A 16,048-nucleotide genomic window follows, 5' to 3' on the forward strand; every position below is an offset into this window, starting at 1 on the left:
GAATATTGCCATGATGCGGCTCCGGCAAGGGGCCGAATTTGCCAAAGATTAACATAAGGACGAATGCTGTGGGAAACTATATTTCCAATGCGATGCGCGCGGTGGCCAGTCTGGCGCTCGCGGCGGCGCTGGCCGTGGCCGGCACGACAGCCGATGCCCAGACCCCGTCACAACAGGGCCGTGACAAAGGCGTCTATACGCCGACCATCTGGGTTGATCCCGATGGCTGCGAACACTGGGTGATGGATGATGGCGCCGAAGGCTATATGACGCCTCATGTCACCCGCCAAGGCATCCCAGTGTGCCGCCGGGGCAATGTTTGCGGTGTGATGGAGACGGATCAGTTCTTTGCCACCGACAAATACAACATTTCGCGGGCTGGTCAGGCGCGTTTGGCGAATTTCTTTAAGACGACGGGGGCCGTGTCCTACATCATCACCGGTCACACCGACAGCCGCGCGTCGGATGCCTATAACATGCGTCTGTCCTACAACCGCGCCAATGCCGTAGCGCGTATCGCCAATCAGGTTGGCGCAAAGATCGCGGATGTGCGCGGCTATGGCGAACGGATGCCCGCCGCCCCGAACAATTCCGCTGCAAACATGGCCAAAAACCGCCGTGTTGAAATTATCTGCATTCGCTGAAGGGACAGACAAGTGATTAAGACAAAACTTCTCATGGTCACCGCCTGTGCCGTCGGCCTGTCGGCCTGCACCGACTACGAAGGCGGGTTGGGCCGGGGCTATCCCTCGGACAAGACCTTTGACCGGGGCATCGACAAGAAGCACCTGAGCCAGCTTCAGGCGGGCATCTGGGTTGATCCAAACGGCTGTGACCACTGGATCATCGATGACGGTGTTGAAGGCTACCTCTCAGCGCGTCTCGACAAATTCGGCAAGCCGGTCTGTTCCGGTGTGGCACCGCCCACGCATACTGCTGGTCACTTCAAAGGTGGTTCGCGCATCAAGGACCCGAACTGACCTTGGCGGTGAATACCAAACACACCGGGCCGGAGCGCAATGCGCTTCGGCCTTTTTTGTCTCTATGGGTTGGTAATTCGACCCATTCTGCCTATTTCAACCCCTAGTGCTTCACAAAGGATATGCGCATTGCCTTCAACTGATCTGATGAGCCCAGACACCGCGGCCGAACGGGTGGTGGAATTTCCGGACAACCGCCTGTTGATCGACCTCTGCGGCGCTTATGACGCGCATCTGGCGGCCATCGAGAAGTCGCTTGAGGTGCAGATCATTCGGCGCGGCAATCACTTGCAACTTTTGGGCGATGGCGACGCCATCGAGAAAGCCGAGACGATGTTGAACGCGCTCTACGCGCGGCTCGAAGGGGGGCGCTCGGTCGAGGCAGGCGATGTCGATGGCATGTTGCGGATGGGCAATTCCGATGCTGATACCGGCGTGCGCCAAGGGGATCAGTTGGAAATGCCGATGGGCGAGGCGATTGAGATTCAGACCCGCAAAAAACGGGTTGAGCCGCGCACCGACGCGCAGAAAGCCTATGTGCAGGCGCTCTTTGACAATGAACTGGCCTTTGGCATCGGCCCTGCGGGGACGGGCAAGACCTATCTCGCGGTGGCGGTGGGCGTGTCGATGTTCATTGGTGGCCATGTGGACCGGATCATCCTGTCGCGCCCTGCGGTCGAGGCGGGCGAAAAGCTCGGCTATCTGCCCGGCGACATGAAGGATAAGGTCGACCCCTATATGCAGCCGCTTTATGACGCGCTGAATGACTTCCTGCCGGGCAAGCAATTGGCCAAGCTGCTCGAAGAAAAGCGCATCGAGATCGCGCCCTTGGCGTTTATGCGGGGGCGGACCCTGTCCAATGCCTTTGTCGTCTTGGACGAGGCGCAGAATGCCACGTCGATGCAAATGAAGATGTTTCTGACCCGGCTTGGGCAGGGCTCGCGTATGGTCGTGACTGGGGACCGTACGCAGATCGATTTGCCGCGCGGGGTGCAATCGGGGCTGCAAGATGCGGAGCGTCTGCTTAAGACCATCCCGAGCATCAGCTTCAACTACTTCACCTCCAAGGATGTTGTGCGTCATCCGCTGGTTGCCGCCATTATCGAAGCCTATGAGGCGGATTCGGGTGCCGCGTGACGTGATGGAGGATTTCGACGTTCTGATTGAGGACGACCGTTGGGATACGGTCGACCTTGAGCCACTGGCACATCGGGCGGCGGCGGCCACCTTGGGTCATCTGGGCCTTGCGCCTGCCACGGCGGAACTGACCTTGCTCGCCTGCGATGACAAACGCATCGCCGCACTGAACGAGGACTTTCGTGGCAAACCGCGCGCGACCAATGTGCTGAGCTGGCCCGCGGAAGAACGCGGCGCAGCAGCACCGGGCGGCGATCCGCTGCCTGTATCGCCGGGCGTTGACGGGATGCTTGAACTGGGCGACATCGCGCTGGCATATGAGACCTGCGCGGCAGAGGCCAAGGCGGGAGACAAACCGCTTGCCGATCACGTGACCCATCTTATTGTTCACGGACTCCTGCATCTTTTGGGCTATGATCATGAAAATGACCCTGACGCCCTGTTGATGGAAGGGCTGGAACGGGAAATACTTGGCAAAATGGGTCTGGATGACCCATATAAGGAAAGCGAGCCTCAAGGGCTCAGTTAACACAGACAGGACTCAATGGGCGATACAGACGGATCATCTGACGCGGCGCAGAGCGCGCTGCTGGATGAAGACAGCCAGAACCAACCGGACGACACAGCGCTGCGCACCGGTAATTTCTTCTCTCGCGTGTTTGAGGCGCTCAGCCCGTCAGACAGTGAGGACGACAGCCCCGAGGCCTCGGCACAGACCGAGCGGCCCAGCAGCCATGGCATGATCAACCTGCGCCGGATGCGGGTAGATGACGTGGCCGTGCCCAAGGCGGATATCATCGCGGTCCCGGCCAGCGCGACCTTAGAAGAACTGGTCGCCGTTTTTAAGGAAAGCGGCATGACGCGTCTGCCGGTCTATGACGGCACGCTCGACACGCCTGTGGGCATGGTTCACCTCAAAGATCTGGCGCTGAACCACGGCTTTAACGGCAAAACCACCACGTTTGATATAAACGGGCTGTTGCGCCCGTTGGTCTATGTGCCACCGTCGATGACAATCGGCGTCTTGCTGACCAAGATGCAGGCCGAACGCCGCCATATGGCGCTGGTAATTGACGAATACGGCGGGGTGGACGGGCTGGTGACCATCGAAGACCTTATCGAACAGGTCATTGGTGAGATCGAAGACGAACATGACGTCGACGAGGGCACCTATTGGACGGTGGAGAAACCCGGCACCTATCTGGCACTGGCCAAGACGCCTTTGGGTGATTTTGAGGCTGAGATCGGCCATTCGCTGACTGACCATGACACCGTGGACGAGGAAGAGATCGACACGCTCGGCGGGTTGGTCACGATGCTGTCGGGCCGGGTGCCCGCGCGGGGCGAGGTTGTCTTGCACCCCGACGGGCCTGAGTTCGAAGTGATCGACGCCGATCCCCGCCGCATCAAACGCCTGCGGGTGCGCACCCAAGGGGCCGGGGGATGATCCAAGGACTGGCGCGGCGGGGCCGGTTTCTGCTGGCCCCTCTTGCCGGGGCCATCGCAGCGGTTGGGCAGGCGCCCTATGATCTGCCGCTCCTGCTTTTTGCAGGGCTCATCGCGGCATTCTGGCTTTACCGTGCGCAGTCCGGCAGGCCTTGGCGGGCGGCACTGCTGGGGTGGGGCTTTGGTTTTGGCTACTTCCTCCATGCGCTGCAATGGATTGTCTCGCCCTTCATGGTCGATGTGGCACGACACGGTTGGATGGCGCCCTTTGCGCTGATCTTGCTGGCTGCTGGCATCGCGTTGTTCTGGGGGCTGGCATTCGGTGCCGCACGCTGGCTGGCACCGCGCCGGGTCTGGGTTCTGGCGGTCACTTGGGCTGCCGTGGAACTGCTCAGAGCCTATATCTTTACCGGCTTTCCTTGGGCCATGCCTGCCCAGGCTCTTGTGGGAGTTATGGCTGGGCAGGGCATGGCGTGGGTTGGTCCCTATGCGCTGAACCTCTGGCTTTTTTTCACTGCTGCTTTGTTGGTGATGCGCGGGGCTTTGACGGTGCGGCTGGGGCAGGGCGCTTTGGCGCTGTCAATGGCGCTGCTGCTGGTGCTGCCACCGCAAGCGCCGCCGGCACCGCTCACCGACAATGTGGTACGCCTTGTCCAGCCCAACGCCGCGCAGCGCGATAAATGGAACCCCGACACCTTTGAATTCTACTTCAAACGCCAACTCGACTATACCGCCGCCGCGCCCCAGAGCGCGGGTGCCGCGCCCGATCTGGTGATCTGGCCCGAAACCGCGATCCCCTGGGCGCTGGACATGGCCGGCAGCGCTTTGGCGGAAATTGGTGCTGCATCTGAGGTGCCGGTGGTGCTGGGCGTGCAGCGGCGTCAAAACATGCGCTATTACAATTCGCTGGTGGTGCTGGATGCCAATGGCGCGGTCGATCAACTCTACGACAAACACCACCTCGTGCCCTTCGGAGAATACATGCCCATGGGCGACCTCATGGCGCGGTTCGGCATCCATGGTCTCGCCGCGCAGGAGGGGAACGGCTACTCCAGCGGACCGGGCGCACAACTGGTGGACCTTGGTGCGCTCGGGACCGGGCTGCCGTTGATCTGCTATGAGGCGGTTTTTGCCCATGATGTGAACGCGGCACCAGAGCGGCCCAGCTTTCTGATGCAGGTGACCAATGACGCGTGGTTCGGCAAAGCGGCAGGGCCAAAGCAGCATCTGGCGCAGGCACGGATGCGGGCGATTGAGCAGGGGCTGCCGATGGCGCGCGCCGCGAACACCGGCATTTCCGCGATGATCGATCCCTGGGGTCGGGTAACCGCGTCACTGGCGCTCAACACCGAAGGTTTCGTTGATGCGCCGCTGCCCAAACCGCTGCCGCCGACCCTCTACAGCCGCAGTGGGGACCTGCCGCTTGCGTTGCTTTTCGCTCTCCTGCTCGCCGGGCTGGTCATGCGGCGCCGACGCGCCGGGAATGCTGATTGACCATCCACCAGCGGTTCTCTAAGCCTTTGACCGAGCATCACAACGGCTTCCTGACGTGATGCGTTATTTCATACTGGAGCACGACATGTCCCGTCAGAACTACACTTTCACTTCGGAATCCGTTTCCGAGGGCCATCCGGATAAGGTCTGCGACCGGATTTCCGATGCGATCCTCGACGCTTTCATCAGCGAGGAACCCGAAGCGCGGGTCGCTGCTGAAACCTTTGCCACCACCAACCGGGTCGTGATCGGTGGCGAAGTGGGGCTGGCCGATAAAGCCAAGCTTGATGAATATCTGGCTGGTGTCGAAGACATCGCCCGCGCCTGCATCAAAGACATTGGCTATGAGCAGGACGAGTTCCACCACGCGACATGCGAGATTACCAATCTGCTGCACCCGCAGTCCGCGCATATCGCTCAGGGCGTTGATGCGGCGGAGGGCAAGGAAGAGGGTGCCGGCGATCAGGGCATCATGTTCGGTTTCGCCACCGATGAGACGCCAGAGTTAATGCCCGCGCCGATCCACTATGCCCACGCGATCCTGCGCCGCTTGGCTGAGGTGCGCAAAGACGGCACCGAGCCGACCCTGCGGCCGGATGCGAAAAGCCAGCTTTCGGTGCGCTATGAGAACGGCAAACCGGTGGGCGTCAGTTCCATCGTCTTGTCCACCCAGCACGAGAGCGAAAAACAAACCAGCGCCGACATCCGCGATATTGTGGAACCCTACATTCGCGAAGTGCTCCCTGATGGCTGGATCGACGCGGACACCGCTTGGCATGTGAACCCGACGGGGGTTTTTGTCATCGGCGGACCGGATGGGGATGCCGGGCTGACCGGACGCAAGATCATCGTCGACACCTACGGCGGCGCGGCCCCTCATGGCGGCGGCGCGTTTTCGGGCAAGGACCCGACCAAGGTCGACCGTTCGGCGGCCTATGTCGCCCGCTATCTGGCAAAAAATGTCGTGGCTGCCGGGCTGGCAAATAAATGCGCTATCCAGTTGAGCTATGCCATCGGGGTCAGTCAGCCTCTGTCGATCTATTGCGACACCTATGGCACCGGCGATGTCCATGACGCTGCCATCGAAAAGGCGATCCGTCAGATCATTGACCTCACGCCGCGTGGCATTCGCGAGCATCTGCAGCTGAACAAGCCGATCTATCAGCGCACCGCGGCCTATGGCCACTTTGGCCGGGCGCCGGATGCGGATGGCGGGTTCAGTTGGGAACGTCGCGACCTCGTCGACCAGTTGAAGGCTGCCGTGTAAACCGCCATGACAGCAGATAAAAAGGCCGCCGCGGCATCGCCGGGCGGCCTTTTACATGCCTGCAGGTCGGCTCAGCCTCGCGCCTGCGGGTCGGCTCAGCCCTGCGCCTGCGGGTCGGCTCAGCCTCGCGCCTGCGGGTCGGCTCAACCCGGCACCTGCGGGTCGGCTCTGCCTCGCGCCTGCGGGTCGGCTCGCCCCGCGCCTCCGGGTCTGCTTAGCTTCGCGCCTGCCGCGTGGCCTCTACCATCGCCACGGCGGCGGCAATCGCATCATTAATCGCCATCTCTGTCGTGTCGATCTGTTTGGCATCCTCGGCGGGTTTCAGCGGCGCTTGATCGCGGCTCATGTCGCGCAAATCGCGCTGCCGCACATCTTCAAGCACGTCGTCATAAGTCGTCTCGATCCCCTTGCCTGTGAGTTCGGCAAAGCGCCGCTCTGCACGGACTTCGGGGCTGGCGGTGATGAACAGTTTGACCGGCGCGTCGGGGCAGATCACCGTGCCAATGTCGCGCCCGTCCAGCACTGCGCCGCCCGCGCGGGCCGCGAAGCTGCGTTGAAACCGCACGAGCGCGGCGCGCACCGCCGGGATCACCGCGACCTTGCTGGCCTCCTGCGCCACATCCGGATTGCGCAGGCTGGGGTCTTCCAGATCAAAAGGGGCGAGTGTCTGCGCCGCTTCTTCAGGTGCCATCCCTGCCAACGTCTTGGCCGCAACGGCGCGGTACAGCAGTCCGGTATCTAGATGCGCAAAGCCAAAATGTGCTGCGACCGCTTTGGCCACCGTGCCTTTGCCCGCTGCCGCTGGCCCGTCGATGGCCACGGTCAGACCGCCAAATGTCTCGCCTGTCATTGCGTTGTCCTTTCTTTGCGGGTCCAAAGGAGCAGCGCCGCCCCTAGACAGATTGCCACTATGGCCCATTTCGCCTGAGTGAACAGGCTTGCAGTGGCGACCGATTGGCGCGTGATCGCCTCCGGTCCCAACTCCAGCAATCGTCCGATTAACATGTTCTCCATGTAATCCGCCGCCAGATAGAGCGCGACCGCGAGCGTCAACGCCAGCCGAAGTCCGCCACGCGTCCTGCGCCGGAACCACAGCAGTAACAATAGCGATAGCAGCGCGGGGAAGGCCGTATCTCCGAGCCGGAACTGGGTCTTATAGAGAACCGTTTGCTCAGCGGTGAGCGCCGCCAGATAGGCCCGCGCCTCGTCCAGCCCATAGCCCAACACCCGCGCATCAAAGACGCCCATCCCGTCGGCGCGTAGCCGAAGCTCGGCAAAACCTGCCAGAGTGGCAAAGGCCACCACCGTCAGAAGCGCCAACAAGGACAGTCCGCGTCTTGTCACGCCGACAGACGCGTCACCTGCGCGCCCAGCTTGCTCATCAGCGGCTCAAAGATCGGGAAGGACGTGGCGATCGGCCCGCCATCATCTACCTGCACTGGCTTTTGCGTGACCATGCCGAGAATCAGAAAAGACATGGCGATCCGGTGGTCTAGGTGGCTTTGGCAGGTCGCACCGCCCGCGATATTGCCGTGGCCGCGCCCTTGGACAATCCACCAATCTGGCCCGTCTTCAACCTCGACACCATTGGCGCGCAGACCGCTGGCCATGGCGTCGATCCTGTCGCTTTCCTTGACCCGCAGTTCCTTGACGCCGCGCATCACAGTTTCGCCCGTGGCGCAGGCTGCGACGACCGACAGGACGGGATATTCGTCGATCATACTGGCCGCACGCGCGGGGGGAACTTCGATGCCATGCAAGTCGGGCGAGAAACGGGCGCGCAGGTCTGCTACTGGCTCGCCGCCTTCAAGCCGCTCGTTTTCATAGGTCAAATCCGCGCCCATCTCACGCAATGTAGTAAAAAGCCCGGCGCGGGTGGGGTTCAATCCGATGCCCGGCACCAGCACATCCGAGCCCGGCACAATCAGCGCCGCACAGACCGGGAAGGCCGCCGATGAAGGGTCGCGGGGCACTTCGATATGCTGCGGCTTAAGCTCGGGCTGGCCGGTCAGCGTGATCACACGACCCGCATCTGTATCCTCGACCGTGATCTCGGCGCCAAAACCGGCCAGCATTCGTTCGGTATGGTCCCGCGTGGCCTCGGCCTCGATCACCACTGTCTTGCCCGGCGCGTTCAGCCCCGCCAAGAGCACGGCTGATTTCACCTGTGCAGAGGGCATGGGCACCTCATAGCGCACCGGCACAGGCTCAGCCGCGCCCACCAAGGTCATCGGCAAACGCCCTCCCGCGCGGCCCACGGCCTGCGTGCCAAAGAGCGCCAGCGGATCGGTGACCCGCGCCATAGGGCGGCTGTTAAGGCTCGCGTCCCCAGTGAAGGTCACGCTGATCGGAGAGGTCGCCATCGCCCCCATAAGCAAGCGCACCCCGGTGCCGGAATTGCCGCAATCGATCACATTGTCGGGCTCGGCAAAACCGCCAACGCCGACACCGTGGACCGAGTAGGAACCGCCGCCGTGGTCAATCACTTCCGCACCGAACGCCCGCATGGCCTTCGCGGTATCGAGCACGTCTTGGCCTTCGAGCAGCCCGGTGATGGTGGTCTCGCCCACGGCCATTGCGCCCAGGATCAGGCTGCGGTGGGAGATGGATTTATCCCCCGGCACTTCGGCAGTGCCGTTAAGCGGCCCGCAGGCGCGGGATGACATCGGAATGGGGCTGCCGTGACTGGACATGAGGTACCTCTGATCTGCTCAAGGCCCCTATTATCGCAGGCGGGCGGCAGCGTCCATCACCACCGGCCAGCCGTGATCGGAAACAACTCACACCGGAGGGCGATCTATTTCGTCTCAGCGTTTGCGGAAGGTCAGATAGTGTGGCGTCCGCCCTTCGCGCAGGGCTTTTTGCTCATAGCGGGTAGAGAGCCAATCGTCCCAAGGCTGCCGCCAATCCTCCGGCCCTTCGGCCAACCAATCGAACCCATGCTGCGGCACCTGTTCCAAGGTTTGCCGCACATAGTCCTCAATATCTGTCGCTACCCGAAAGATCGCACCGGGTTTGAGCACGCGGGCCAGAGGCTCCAAATGCTCAGGCGTGACAAACCGCCGCCGGTGGTGGCGAGTCTTGGGCCAAGGGTCGGGGTAGAGCAGAAACGCCCGGTCGATCGAGGCTTCGGGCAGCACGTCAAACATATCGCGCACGTCGCCGGGGTGGATCGCGAGGTTATCGACCCCAGCACGCCGGATTTTGCCCAGCAGCATTGCCACACCGTTGATGTAAGGCTCACAACCGATGATGCCGACATCGGGGTTGTTGCCCGCCTGATGCACCAGATGCTCACCGCCGCCAAAGCCGATCTCAAGCCAAACCTTGCGCCCGCCAAACAGACCTTCAAGGTCCAGCGGTGTGCGGTCGGGGTTGGCGTCCCAATCGACAGCACCCGGCGACAAGGGCGCGAGGTCCTCGTCAATATAGGTCTTTTGCGATTTCTTCAGGGACTTGCCTTTAAGGCGACCATAGAAATTGCGGCGGGGGCGTGTTGTATCACTCATGCGCGCTGATGTAGCGGCACTGCAACGCTACCGCAACGGTCTAGTGCAAAACCGCTTTAGCTGGGCAATTCTATCAGCCGTTAACGCTTTGTTAGCCTCCCCATCTCTAGCATGAGGTTAGGGATTGGAAAAAGGATCGACATATGACGGTGGCCAGCCAAGAGACCTCTGCGGGCAGGCAGGCTGCGATACAGGCCGGGGCGCGGGCCGAAGCGATGTCTGGCCCTGCGGCGCGGATACTGATCGTTGACGATCACAAGTTTGACCGAATGCGCTTGAAACGGCTTTGCGGCGGGTTGGATTTCGCCACCCGTTTGGCCGAGGCTGACAGTCTGGCGGCCATGGCCCGGGCCTTGGACGAAGGGCGGTATGATCTGATCCTGCTGGATTACAATCTGCCCGACGGCACCGGGCTTCAGGGGATGGATATAATCCGCGCACATGGCAAGAATGCCGGGGCCGCCACGGTGATGATCACCGGCACGGACCAGACCGAGGTCGCGATTGCAGCACTGCGCGGTGGGTTTTGCGATTACATCGACAAAGATGAATTGTCCCCCGCCACTCTGCGCCGTTCAGTGATCAACGCCCTTCAGAAAAGCACATTGCAACTGGGGCTTGAGACGCAGGAATTTCAACGCAGTCAAGTTGAGGAGCTGTTGCAAAAGTTTTCCGGCGAAGGCGCGGAGGAAATCAAACCAATCGTGAGCCTTATGTTAGGCCAGATACGCGACCTGCGCGGGCAGGGTCCAACAGAGGCCGTGGCCATCGCTGACGGGCTGGCAGATATGGAACGTTCCTGCTTGCGCCTGTGGGAGTTTCTTGAGGATCTTAGCAGCTATGAAGCTGACAATCTGACCAAGGAAGCGCTTGCTGACCTGCAATGCGTGCGCGGGCTTGGGGCAGGGCGGCGCAAGCCGGGTGGTAAGCCGCCTTCTCCGTTTCGGGCAGGCCGCTGACGGGGCTGGTGGGGAGGGTAGTCGGGTTCATAGCGGGTTAGATTGGGTCATCTGAGCGGCCCGGACGATCTGCAGCGCAGGTTTCGCAAACCTGCGCTTTCTTCGCGCAAGACCGCCGTTCTACGCTTGGCCCTTGCGAGAGCGGCGATTATCCCCTATACGCGCCTTGTCTAAGGGGCGGTTACAGCTTCGGACGCGATATAACGGGCAGGGTCGGTTTCAACCGGCCCTATTTTGTTTGCGTCTGACTGCGGCGCCACGCTTGCTCGCGTGGACCACCGCTGTGCCTTTTCGCCGGTCTTTGTCCGGTGCGATCTGCACGGTGCCACCACAACGACCAATTGCAACTCCAGACCGGCGGAGACAACCGCGCGGCCAGAAACATTTGATAAGGATACGAAAAGCTACATGACTAAAGCAATGGACGAATTCGAAGCGCTTCTGAACGAAAGCTTTGAAATGGACACGCCCCAAGAGGGCACAGTCGTCAAAGGCAAGGTGATCGCTGTCGAAGCGGGCCAAGCCATCATCGACGTCGGCTACAAAATGGAAGGCCGCGTTGAGCTGAAAGAATTTGCTGATCCCGGCGAATCCCCCAAAATCGAAGTTGGCGACGAAGTCGAAGTTTTCCTTCGCCAAGTCGAAAACGCGCGTGGCGAAGCTGTTATCAGCCGCGAAATGGCGCGCCGTGAGGAAGCCTGGGATCGTCTGGAAAAAGCCTATGCCGCAGAAGAGCGTGTCGAAGGCGCGATCTTTGGCCGTGTCAAAGGTGGCTTCACCGTCGACCTCGGCGGCGCAGTTGCGTTCCTGCCTGGCTCCCAAGTCGACGTCCGCCCCGTGCGCGACGCAGGCCCGCTCATGGGTCTCAAGCAGCCGTTCCAGATCCTCAAGATGGACCGCCGTCGTGGCAACATCGTGGTTTCGCGCCGTGCGATCCTCGAAGAGTCCCGCGCCGAACAGCGTGCCGAAGTCATTGGCAACCTGACCGAAGGTCAGACCGTCGATGGTGTGGTCAAGAACATCACCGAATACGGTGCGTTTGTTGACCTTGGCGGCGTTGACGGCCTGCTGCACGTCACCGACATGGCATGGCGTCGCGTGAACCACCCGTCCGAGATCCTGTCGATCGGCGAGACCATCAAGGTTCAGGTCATCAAGATCAACAAAGAGACGCACCGCATCAGCCTTGGCATGAAGCAGTTGCAAGAAGATCCGTGGGATCTGGTTGGTGCCAAGTACCCGCTGGAATCCGTCCACACTGGCCGCGTGACCAACATCACCGACTACGGCGCATTCGTCGAGCTGGAGCCGGGTGTCGAAGGTCTCGTTCACGTGTCCGAAATGTCTTGGACCAAAAAGAACGTGCATCCCGGCAAGATCGTGTCCACCAGCCAAGAAGTCGAAGTCATGGTTCTGGAAATCGACAGCGCCAAGCGCCGCGTTTCCCTTGGTCTCAAGCAGACCATGCGCAACCCATGGGAAGTCTTTGCTGAGACCCACCCCGAGGGCACCGAAGTCGAAGGCGAAGTCAAGAACATCACCGAATTCGGTCTGTTCGTTGGTCTGCCCGGCGACATCGACGGCATGGTTCACCTGTCGGACCTCAGCTGGGACCAGCGCGGCGAAGAAGCGATCCAAGACTACCGCAAAGGTGACGTGGTTCAGGCAGTCGTCTCCGAAGTGGACGTCGAGAAAGAGCGCATCTCGCTGTCGATCAAGAACGTCGGTGGTGACAAGTTCGCTGAAGCCGTTGGTGGCGTGAAGCGCGGCTCCATCGTGACCGTCACTGTGACCTCCATCGAAGAAGGTGGCATCGAAGTCGAATACGAAGGTATGAAGAGCTTCATCCGTCGTTCCGACCTCAGCCGTGACCGTGCCGAACAGCGCCCTGAGCGTTTCTCGGTCGGTGACAAGGTTGACGTGCGCATCACCAACGTCGATGCCAAGGCACACCGTCTGGGCGTCTCCATCAAGGCGCGCGAGATCGCAGAAGAGAAAGAGGCGGTACAGCAGTACGGTTCCTCCGACTCCGGCGCGAGCTTGGGCGACATCCTTGGTGCGGCGCTGAAAGGCGACGACGAGTAAAGATTTTTCACCTTTCGGTGAAAGAACGAAGGCTCCGCATGGTAACATGCGGGGCCTTTTGCCTTTTAAGCCTACATTCGAATCGCGCGATGAGCGGGGCGCCCTGTTGCACCCCGGCTGTCTGCTGACGGGAGGTGAGCCTTTGATGAGGCGGAAAAGAGCCGAAATAACAGGGTCTTCGCCGCGAAAAAACAATAAAGCATGTCGCGGAACACCTTCCCGACTGATGCGTTATTTCCTATAGTCTTAAAACAAATCCATAATCTCGGGGGACGTGCCATGATCCGGTCGGAACTGATCCAGAAGATCGCTGACGACAATCCACATCTTTATCAACGTGATGTAGAGCGGATCGTGAACACTGTTTTTGACGAGATCACGAGCGCCATGTCACGTGGTGATCGTGTCGAACTGCGTGGCTTTGGCGCGTTTTCGGTCAAGAAACGGGATGCCCGCGTGGGCCGCAATCCCCGGACGGGCGAGACGGTCAATGTCGAGGAAAAGCATGTGCCCTTTTTCAAGACAGGCAAGCTCCTGCGTGACCGGCTGAACGGAAAAGATTAATGCGCTACATTCGTTATGCCTGCATCGCGCTTTTTGCGCTGGCCCTTGTCTCTGTCGCTCTGGCGAACCGCAACATCGTCACGCTACAGGTCTTGCCGACAGAGATTTCCGGCTGGTTTGCCGTAAACCCAAGCGTGGAACTTCCGCTGTTTATCGTAATCTTGGGTAGCATCATTGTTGGCCTGTTGGTTGGCTTCGTTTGGGAATGGATTCGCGAGCACGGTCATCGGGCAGAGCTTGCACGGCAGGCCCGCGAACGGCGGCGGCTGGAGCGTGAAGTGATCCGCCTGAAAGAAGAAAAGCATCAGGGCAAGGACGAGGTTCTCGCGCTTTTGGATGAAGCGGGCTGATCGGTCCAATGCCTAAGAATGTGAATGTTAAAATCTGCGGTTTGACCGATCCCGCTGATGTGCCTGCGGCGTTGCTTGCCGGGGCGCGGACGCTCGGATTTGTCTTTTTCGAAAGATCCCCCAGACATCTGTCGCTAGAGGCGGCGGCCCATATGACGGAAGCGGTGCCGGACGGCATTTGCAAAGTGGCACTTACTGTTAATGCCGACGATGCGGCGCTGGATGCGCTGCTTGCCGCAGTGCCGTTCCTCGATATGTTACAATTGCATGGCCGCGAAAGCCCTGCGCGAGTTGCTGAGGTAAAGGCGCGTTACGGCCTGCCGGTGATGAAGGCCATCGGCGTTGCAGACCGCAGTGATTTGGCTGCGCTGAACGATTACGTAAGTGTGGCCGATCAACTTCTGATCGATGCCAAACCGCCCAAAGACGCGGAATTGCCGGGCGGCAACGGGCTGGCGTTTGACTGGCGTTTGATCGCTGGGCGGCGTTGGCCGAAGCCGTGGATGCTCGCGGGCGGCCTGACAGCTGAGAATGTGGCCGAGGCGATCTCGCTCACTGGGGCACGTCAGGTCGATGTGTCTTCGGGCGTGGAAAGTGCGCCGGGGGTGAAGAACCCTGAGCGCATCAGAGCGTTCTGTGCCGCGGCCTTGAAGTAGAAACGCCCGCGACCGGCGCGGGCGTTGGGGGCATTTGACCCCGCCTCTCAGTGATACATTAGCGCTTATAGAGGGCGATCAGATCGACTGATCGTAGTCCCCCACGCCCGGCTCGCTGCGAATTACCGCGTCAATATCGGCGAAGATGGCCCGCATTTCCGCCTCAGATTCTGGGCTTTCACAAACCACGACAAGGTTGGGCGTGTTGGACGATGCCCGCACCAATCCCCAGCCGCCATTGTCCAGCATGACCCGCGCGCCATTAACGGTAATGACGTCGGAGATCGCGCGACCACCGATTTTGCCGCCTTCGTCGGCCATAGCGACGAGTTTCGCCACGATCCGGTCAAGGATGTCGTATTTCTCGGTATCTGATGCATAGGGCGACATGGTGGGCGTGCCCCATGTTTGGGGCAGGGCGCGGCGCAGGTCGGACATGGACATATCCGGGTTGCGGTCCATCAGCTTGCAGATTTCCACAGCCACGCGCATGCCGCAGTCGTAGCCGCGGCCAATCGGTTCCGCGAGGAAGTAGTGGCCGGATTTCTCAAAGCCTGCCAGTGCGCCCAGTTCCTTGACGCGGCGTTTCATGTGGCTGTGGCCGGTTTTCCAATAGTCCGCTTTGGCACCGTGTTTTTTCAGCTCTGGGTCAGAGGCGAAAAGCCCGGTCGATTTTACATCCGCGACAAAGGTACTGTTCGGGTACAGTTTGGCCAGATCGCGGGCCATGATGACGCCGACTTTATCCGCAAAGATCTCTTCGCCCTCGTCGTCCACCACGCCGCAGCGGTCGCCATCGCCGTCAAAGCCAAGCGCGAGGTCAGCGCCGGACGCTTTGACGCTCGCGGCCATGTCATGCAGCATTTCCATGGCTTCGGGGTTCGGGTTGTAGTGCGGGAAAGTGTAGTCGAGCGTGTTGTGGCTATCGACCACTTCGACGCCAAGGCGGCGGAACAATTCTGGTGCGAAGGCTGACGCGGTGCCATTGCCCGTGGCGCAGACGACCTTGAGTTTGCGGGTCATTTTGAAGTCACCGACAAGATCATCGAGATAGGCTTCGCGGACCCCTTCGACAAATTCATAGGCCCCGCCCGGACGCGGCTGGCCGCGACCTTCGAGGACGATGTCGCGCAGTTCGGCCATCTCGTCGGGGCCGTGGGTGAGGGGGCGTTCAAAGCCCATTTTCACACCGGTCCAGCCGTTGGGGTTGTGGCTGGCAGTAACCATCGCCACGGCGGGCGCATTCAAGTGGAACTGGGCAAAATAGGCCATGGGCGACAGGGCTGGGCCGATGTCCTTGACCGTGATCCCCGCTTGCATAAGGCCCAAGATCAGCGCGTTTTTGATCGCCAGGGAGTAGTCGCGGTAGTCATTGCCCACGGCGATGACAGGCTCGATCCCACGCGCGTGCATCTGGGTGCCGAGGCCGAGGCCAAGCGCTGTGATACCGGGTAGGTTAATGTCGTCCGGGTACTTCCAGCGCGCGTCATATTCGCGGAACCCGGTGGGCGTGATCATTGGATCGCGCAGAAATTCCCATGTGTTCGGGGTCACGGTGGAGGCCGGTTTAGTCACGTTTAATACTCACTTTGTCGAAAAAT

General features: G+C 60.7%; 17 protein-coding genes and 1 riboswitch. Of the genes, 12 read left to right on the plus strand and 5 right to left on the minus strand.

Features of this window, described 5'->3' with window-relative positions:
• Positions 1-68: 68 nt before the first annotated feature.
• From HTT03_RS18050 to metK, 7 genes are all read left to right on the plus strand, one after another.
• Positions 69-644, plus strand: a complete 576-nt coding sequence (locus tag HTT03_RS18050) for an OmpA family protein (RefSeq protein ID WP_425506332.1) — start codon at positions 69-71, stop codon at positions 642-644.
• A gap of 12 nt (positions 645-656) precedes the next feature.
• Positions 657-980 carry a hypothetical protein gene (locus HTT03_RS18055; RefSeq protein ID WP_174861161.1) on the plus strand — a complete coding sequence of 108 codons (324 nt, stop codon included), beginning with the start codon at positions 657-659 and terminating at the stop codon, positions 978-980.
• Positions 981-1,127: 147 nt separating this feature from the next.
• Positions 1,128-2,117, plus strand: coding sequence for a PhoH family protein (locus HTT03_RS18060; RefSeq protein ID WP_174861162.1), 990 nt, complete (start codon positions 1,128-1,130; stop codon positions 2,115-2,117).
• A gap of 4 nt (positions 2,118-2,121) precedes the next feature.
• The gene (ybeY, locus tag HTT03_RS18065) at positions 2,122-2,646 is read left to right on the plus strand and encodes an rRNA maturation RNase YbeY (RefSeq protein ID WP_174861270.1); all 525 of its coding nucleotides are present in this window, start codon (positions 2,122-2,124) and stop codon (positions 2,644-2,646) included.
• A 15-nt stretch (positions 2,647-2,661) separates the two neighbouring features.
• Positions 2,662-3,564 carry a hemolysin family protein gene (locus HTT03_RS18070; RefSeq protein WP_174861163.1) on the plus strand — a complete coding sequence of 301 codons (903 nt, stop codon included), beginning with the start codon at positions 2,662-2,664 and terminating at the stop codon, positions 3,562-3,564.
• A complete protein-coding gene (gene lnt, locus HTT03_RS18075) occupies positions 3,561-5,057 on the plus strand; it encodes an apolipoprotein N-acyltransferase (RefSeq protein ID WP_174861164.1) in 1,497 nt (498 codons plus the stop codon). Before HTT03_RS18070 ends, lnt begins: the two co-directional genes overlap by 4 nt.
• Before the next feature lie 31 nt (positions 5,058-5,088).
• Positions 5,089-5,138: riboswitch (SAM-SAH riboswitch) on the plus strand.
• A 4-nt stretch (positions 5,139-5,142) separates the two neighbouring features.
• Positions 5,143-6,324, plus strand: a complete 1,182-nt coding sequence (gene metK / locus HTT03_RS18080) for a methionine adenosyltransferase (protein ID WP_174861165.1) — start codon at positions 5,143-5,145, stop codon at positions 6,322-6,324.
• A 214-nt stretch (positions 6,325-6,538) separates the two neighbouring features.
• On the opposite strand, the gene HTT03_RS18085 is transcribed toward metK, so the two are convergent.
• The 4 genes from HTT03_RS18085 to trmB form a co-directional block, all read right to left on the minus strand.
• Entirely contained in the window at positions 6,539-7,174 is a 636-nt protein-coding gene (locus HTT03_RS18085) for a (d)CMP kinase (RefSeq protein ID WP_174861166.1), read from the minus strand.
• Positions 7,171-7,668: a hypothetical protein gene (locus HTT03_RS18090; RefSeq protein ID WP_174861167.1), complete on the minus strand. Its 498-nt coding sequence runs from the start codon at positions 7,666-7,668 to the stop codon at positions 7,171-7,173. Before HTT03_RS18090 ends, HTT03_RS18085 begins: the two co-directional genes overlap by 4 nt.
• The gene (aroA, locus tag HTT03_RS18095) at positions 7,665-9,017 is read right to left on the minus strand and encodes a 3-phosphoshikimate 1-carboxyvinyltransferase (RefSeq protein WP_174861168.1); all 1,353 of its coding nucleotides are present in this window, start codon (positions 9,015-9,017) and stop codon (positions 7,665-7,667) included. Before aroA ends, HTT03_RS18090 begins: the two co-directional genes overlap by 4 nt.
• 114 nt (positions 9,018-9,131) lie before the next feature.
• Positions 9,132-9,833 (minus strand): tRNA (guanine(46)-N(7))-methyltransferase TrmB, encoded by a 702-nt coding sequence (gene trmB / locus HTT03_RS18100; RefSeq protein ID WP_174861169.1) that lies wholly within the window; start codon positions 9,831-9,833, stop codon positions 9,132-9,134.
• 143 nt (positions 9,834-9,976) lie between these two features.
• Here trmB and HTT03_RS18105 point away from each other — a divergent pair, with 143 nt between their 5' ends.
• The 5 genes from HTT03_RS18105 (at position 9,977) to HTT03_RS18125 (ending at position 14,447) form a co-directional block, all read left to right on the plus strand.
• Complete coding sequence (locus HTT03_RS18105) at positions 9,977-10,792, plus strand: response regulator (protein ID WP_174861170.1); 816 nt, start codon at positions 9,977-9,979, stop codon at positions 10,790-10,792.
• Positions 10,793-11,062: 270 nt separating this feature from the next.
• The gene (gene rpsA / locus HTT03_RS18110; RefSeq protein WP_343035880.1) at positions 11,063-12,877 is read left to right on the plus strand and encodes a 30S ribosomal protein S1; all 1,815 of its coding nucleotides are present in this window, start codon (positions 11,063-11,065) and stop codon (positions 12,875-12,877) included.
• Positions 12,878-13,156: 279 nt separating this feature from the next.
• On the plus strand, positions 13,157-13,441 hold the full coding sequence (ihfB, locus tag HTT03_RS18115; protein ID WP_174861172.1) for an integration host factor subunit beta: 285 nt from the start codon (positions 13,157-13,159) through the stop codon (positions 13,439-13,441).
• Entirely contained in the window at positions 13,441-13,791 is a 351-nt protein-coding gene (locus tag HTT03_RS18120) for a lipopolysaccharide assembly protein LapA domain-containing protein (RefSeq protein WP_174861173.1), read from the plus strand. The genes ihfB and HTT03_RS18120 overlap by 1 nt, the downstream gene beginning before the upstream one ends.
• Before the next feature lie 8 nt (positions 13,792-13,799).
• Positions 13,800-14,447 (plus strand): phosphoribosylanthranilate isomerase, encoded by a 648-nt coding sequence (locus HTT03_RS18125; protein ID WP_174861174.1) that lies wholly within the window; start codon positions 13,800-13,802, stop codon positions 14,445-14,447.
• A gap of 78 nt (positions 14,448-14,525) precedes the next feature.
• Here the strand turns inward: HTT03_RS18125 and HTT03_RS18130 are convergent, their stop codons facing one another.
• On the minus strand, positions 14,526-16,022 hold the full coding sequence (locus HTT03_RS18130; RefSeq protein ID WP_174861175.1) for a phosphohexomutase domain-containing protein: 1,497 nt from the start codon (positions 16,020-16,022) through the stop codon (positions 14,526-14,528).
• Between the last annotated feature and the right edge of the window lie 26 nt (positions 16,023-16,048).

The organism is Sulfitobacter maritimus, from assembly GCF_013346665.1.
GTDB lineage: Bacteria > Pseudomonadota > Alphaproteobacteria > Rhodobacterales > Rhodobacteraceae > Sulfitobacter > Sulfitobacter maritimus.